General features: G+C 65.8%; 6 protein-coding genes, 1 tRNA gene and 1 pseudogene. 1 reads left to right on the top strand and 7 read right to left on the bottom strand.

From position 1 onward, the window contains the following. Positions 1 to 189 (top strand): annotated as a pseudogene (locus K2Y03_RS02290) (cytochrome c biogenesis protein CcdA); the annotation flags it as partial. A 12-nt stretch (positions 190 to 201) separates the two neighbouring features. Here K2Y03_RS02290 and K2Y03_RS02285 read toward each other — a convergent pair. The 7 genes from K2Y03_RS02285 to K2Y03_RS02255 all read right to left on the bottom strand — a co-directional run bounded on the left by K2Y03_RS02285 (position 202) and on the right by K2Y03_RS02255 (position 3,627). After that, positions 202 to 657, bottom strand: a complete 456-nt coding sequence (locus K2Y03_RS02285) for a GNAT family N-acetyltransferase (RefSeq protein WP_294087896.1) — start codon at positions 655 to 657, stop codon at positions 202 to 204. Between the two features lie 53 nt (positions 658 to 710). Next, positions 711 to 787 (bottom strand) — tRNA-Pro (locus K2Y03_RS02280). A gap of 68 nt (positions 788 to 855) precedes the next feature. Further along, positions 856 to 1,110, bottom strand: coding sequence for a hypothetical protein (locus K2Y03_RS02275; RefSeq protein ID WP_294087894.1), 255 nt, complete (start codon positions 1,108 to 1,110; stop codon positions 856 to 858). Positions 1,111 to 1,128: 18 nt separating this feature from the next. After that, complete coding sequence (locus K2Y03_RS02270; protein ID WP_294087892.1) at positions 1,129 to 2,169, bottom strand: chemotaxis protein CheB; 1,041 nt, start codon at positions 2,167 to 2,169, stop codon at positions 1,129 to 1,131. 37 nt (positions 2,170 to 2,206) lie between these two features. Continuing rightward, positions 2,207 to 2,647, bottom strand: a complete 441-nt coding sequence (locus K2Y03_RS02265) for a chemotaxis protein CheW (protein ID WP_294087890.1) — start codon at positions 2,645 to 2,647, stop codon at positions 2,207 to 2,209. Between the two features lie 29 nt (positions 2,648 to 2,676). Continuing rightward, a complete protein-coding gene (locus tag K2Y03_RS02260) occupies positions 2,677 to 3,042 on the bottom strand; it encodes a response regulator (RefSeq protein ID WP_294087889.1) in 366 nt (121 codons plus the stop codon). A 39-nt stretch (positions 3,043 to 3,081) separates the two neighbouring features. Further along, the gene (locus tag K2Y03_RS02255) at positions 3,082 to 3,627 is read right to left on the bottom strand and encodes a chemotaxis protein CheD (RefSeq protein WP_294087887.1); all 546 of its coding nucleotides are present in this window, start codon (positions 3,625 to 3,627) and stop codon (positions 3,082 to 3,084) included. Between the last annotated feature and the right edge of the window lie 38 nt (positions 3,628 to 3,665).

Genomic DNA, 3,665 nt, shown 5'->3' with positions numbered 1-3,665 from the left:
GCCGGCCGCAGCCTGATCGCGCGCTGGCGCGGCCGGCTGATGAACACCGGCAAGAACGGCAAGCTGGTGCTGGGTGCGATGCTGCTGGTCATCGGCGCGGCCATCCTGACCGGGATCGACCGCCAGGTCGAAGGGGTGCTCGTCGCCGCTTCGCCCGACTGGCTGGTGGAATGGTCGACCAAGCTGTAACCGTGCCCCCGCCTAGGCGGGGCCGGCCAGCCGCTTGCGCTGGGTGACGACGGGATTGCCGGCGGCATCAATCTCGAAGCCGCGCACCTCGAACCCCGAGCGCAGGTTGAGGATGATCATCGCGTTGTTGTTCGCGCGCGTACGCGTCTCGACGGTGGCATAGCCCAGCGCCATCAGCCGGTCGTGCTGCATTATGGCCAATTGCTCGGCGATGCCGCGCCGGCGCCAGTCGGGGTCGACCCCACCCAGCCAGCTGTAGAACAGCGTCGCGCCGCGCCGATAGCCGAGCTTGAAGCCGATCAGCGCGTCGCCGTGCAGCGCCTGCACCAGAACGGGGTCGGCGACATCCGTCAGCCGGTCGAGATAGCCAGGATCGAAGGTGCCGAACACCCGGCCGCACAAGGCCGCCAGCGGCGCCTTATCCCGCGCCGCGTCATCCACTATGATGCGATAGCTGATATCGTCCACCACCATGCCCCTGATCCGGCATGGCCATAAGCGGGAAAGCGGCGCGGCGGCAATGGTCGGGGAGACAGGATTCGAACCTGCGACCCTCTGCTCCCAAAGCAGATGCGCTACCAGGCTGCGCTACTCCCCGACCGGGCGTTGCCGCGCCGGCTGGCTGTGCGGTGGATGCGATGCGCTGTCAACCACGCGGCGCGCACCTCACGCGGCGAGCAGGCGTTCCTTCAGCTCGGCAAAGCTGCACGCGGCGACGGCGTCGTCCATCTCTTCGGCGGTCACGATCCGCGCCAGGCATTGCTGCTGCTGGGCGATCGCGTCGATCGCCTGCAGCGCGGTCAGGTTGCGCACCATCATTTCCGGGTCGGCGCACAGTTTTTCGCCGAGCTGTTCAATCTCCGCCGCCAGCCGGTTGAGCTGCTCGCCTACTCTGGCGAGCCATTCACGCTGCATCATCATGTCGGTTGCTTTCCCGGATCAGGCGGCCGCGCTGAGGCTGATGCGTTCGAGCAGCGCCGGGGCAATATCCGCCGCGGCGAGCGTCTTCACCTCGGGCAGGCGCGCACGAACGGCCTCAATCCCTTCGGCGATCAGCGCGGTGGCGGGGTCCTGAACAATCGCGCGGCCACCGGCGGCAGCAATCGCAGCCAGCCCGGCGGCGCCATCGGCGCCCCCGCCCGACAGCATCACGCCACCGGCGCGCAGGCCGGCCACCTTGGCAAGCGTGGCAAACAGCATATCGGGGCTCGGTCGCGCGCCGTTCACCGGCTCGCGGTCGACCATGCGGATCATGCCACCCGGCCAGCGATCCACCACGACATGGTGCGTAGGTGCGCTGGCGATATAGATATGCCCCTCGTGGAGCGCCACGCCGTCGGCGGCGATCTTCACTTCGGCGGCCACCGCCCGGGCGAGCTTCGCGCCAAAGGGCACCACCAGCCCTTCGTCCATCGGCAGCATCAATATGGTCGGCGGGCAGTTGGCGGGATAGCGCGCCAGCATTTCCAGCGCCGCATCGGGGCCGCCCATGCCGCCGGCAATGCCGATCACCGCGCCGTCATAGCGATAGTCGCGAATGGCGCTGGCAGGCTTCGATTCGACCTTCTTTGCCGCGACATTGGTCTTCGACGCGGTGATGACGAGCTTGCACAGCTTGCCCGAAATCTTCTCGAACTCGTCGGGCGTGGCGCGCGCGGGCTTGGGGAAGCAATCGACCGCGCCGATTTCCAGCGCGCGCAGCGACACGTCACCGCCCTTGTGGGTAAGCGTCGACAGCATGATCACCGGCATGGGCTTTTTGTCCATGATCTCGGCCAGGAAATCGAGGCCGTTCATGCCGGGCATTTCCACGTCGAGCGTCACCACATTGGGCTTCAGCTCCTCGATCAGCTGGCGCGCTTCGGCCGCGTCGCCGGCGGCACCCACCACCACAATGTCCTTGCTCCGCTCAAGCGCGCTGGTGAACAGGGCGCGCATGGTGAGCGAGTCATCGACAACAAGAACTTTGATGGCCGGCATCGATATTTCCTTAAACTAACATTGGCCAGGGGGTGGATCAGGCGGCGTCGCGCATCTCGGTCTCGCCAGTCAGGCGCGGCAGATCGAGCACCATCACCATCCGCTCGTCGATCGCGACCAGCCCTTCCAGGAAAGGCACCACGGCATCGGCGCTGGTGGCGGGCGGCGACTGCAGCTGATCATCGGCAAAGGTCACGATGTCGCTGACCGAATCGACGATCAGGCCACGGAACTGCTCGGCCACGCGGGTCACGATGATCACGTGGCGCGCGGTCGGCTCGGTATTGCGCCAGCCCAGCCGCGCGGCAAGGTCGATCACCGGCAGCACGGTGCCGCGCAGGTTGACGACGCCGGCCACATAATGCGGCACGTGCGGCAGGCGGGTGGTGGGCGTCCAGGCGCGGATCTCGCGGATCGCCATGATGTCCACCCCGAACACCTGGTCCTCAACCTGGAAAGTGATGATCTGACGCGCCATGTGCTTGGCTCCCCCTTAAATGATCAAACTCAGTGGCTGACGCGGCGCACCGCCGTCGCCAGCTTTTCGGCGTCGAACGGCTTCACGATCCAGCCGGTCGCGCCGGCGGCACGCGCGCGCGCCTTCTTGTCCTCGCCGCTTTCGGTGGACAGCACCAGAATCGGCCGGTCGCGGTGGCGCTGATGCGCGCGCAGCTTCTCGATCAGGCCAAAGCCGTCCATGCGCGGCATGTTGATGTCGGTAATCACGACGTCGACGTCGTTTTCCTCCAGCCATTCAAGCGCATCGACGCCGTCGATCGCCTGTGCCACGTCGAAGCCATGCTCGGTCAGTGCCGAACGCAGCAGCGCCCGCATCACATTGCTGTCATCTACTGTCAGAACTCTGGTTTGCATGTCATTTACCCCGCCTGCCCGTGTTCGCTCAAAAAGCTTTCAAAAAAGTTCAACATCGCCGGTATCGCGCGGCCGCCGTTCAACCGGCTGCGGCGCCATCTGCTCGGCGACCGAGCGGCACCGCGCCTTGCCCAGCGTCGGCAGAAATTCGACGCGGCGCGCATCGGTGCCGCCCAGATCGGCATGCATCACCGGAATGCGCTCGCGCTCCAGAAAGCTCTTGGCGAAAGCGCCATTCGCCGTGCCGATCTTCAGCATTGCCCGGTGCATATTCGCGCCACCGTAAAGATGGGCTTTCATCCGCGCCTTGCTCGCGCCCAGGCCAAGCATTTCGTTGATCAGCACTTCCATCAGATAGGCGCCATAATGCTCGTCGAGCACGCCCTGACCGCTCGATCGCGGCGGTTCCGACAGCAGAAAGTGGTTCATCCCCCCCACCATGGCGATGGGGTCGTAAAGACAGGTGGCAATGCAGCTGCCCAGCACGGTGGTGAAGCTGACCCCCGGCTCGTTGGAGGCGCGCGCCTGGCCCTGCATCACGGTGACGCGGCGGCTGTCGGCACCGATGATCGGTTTATGAAACATCAGCGCGCCTCACCCAGTGCATAGCCCGCAATCTGGCC

Source organism: Sphingomonas sp. (assembly GCF_019746015.1).
Lineage (GTDB): Bacteria > Pseudomonadota > Alphaproteobacteria > Sphingomonadales > Sphingomonadaceae > Sphingomonas.
The sequence above is the reverse complement of the archived record's forward strand: the minus strand, read 5'-3'. Positions and strand labels throughout refer to the sequence as shown.

Bases quoted from the DNA above. Each gene is read 5' to 3' on its own strand.
- K2Y03_RS02270 (WP_294087892.1), bottom strand. From the start codon at position 2,169: ATGCCGGCCATCAAAGTTCTTGTTGTCGATGACTCGCTCACCATGCGC.
- K2Y03_RS02265 (WP_294087890.1), bottom strand. From the start codon at position 2,647: ATGGCGCGTCAGATCATCACTTTCCAGGTTGAGGACCAGGTGTTCGGG.
- K2Y03_RS02275 (WP_294087894.1), bottom strand. From the start codon at position 1,110: ATGATGATGCAGCGTGAATGGCTCGCCAGAGTAGGCGAGCAGCTCAAC.
- K2Y03_RS02255 (WP_294087887.1), bottom strand. From the start codon at position 3,627: ATGTTTCATAAACCGATCATCGGTGCCGACAGCCGCCGCGTCACCGTG.
- K2Y03_RS02260 (WP_294087889.1), bottom strand. From the start codon at position 3,042: ATGCAAACCAGAGTTCTGACAGTAGATGACAGCAATGTGATGCGGGCG.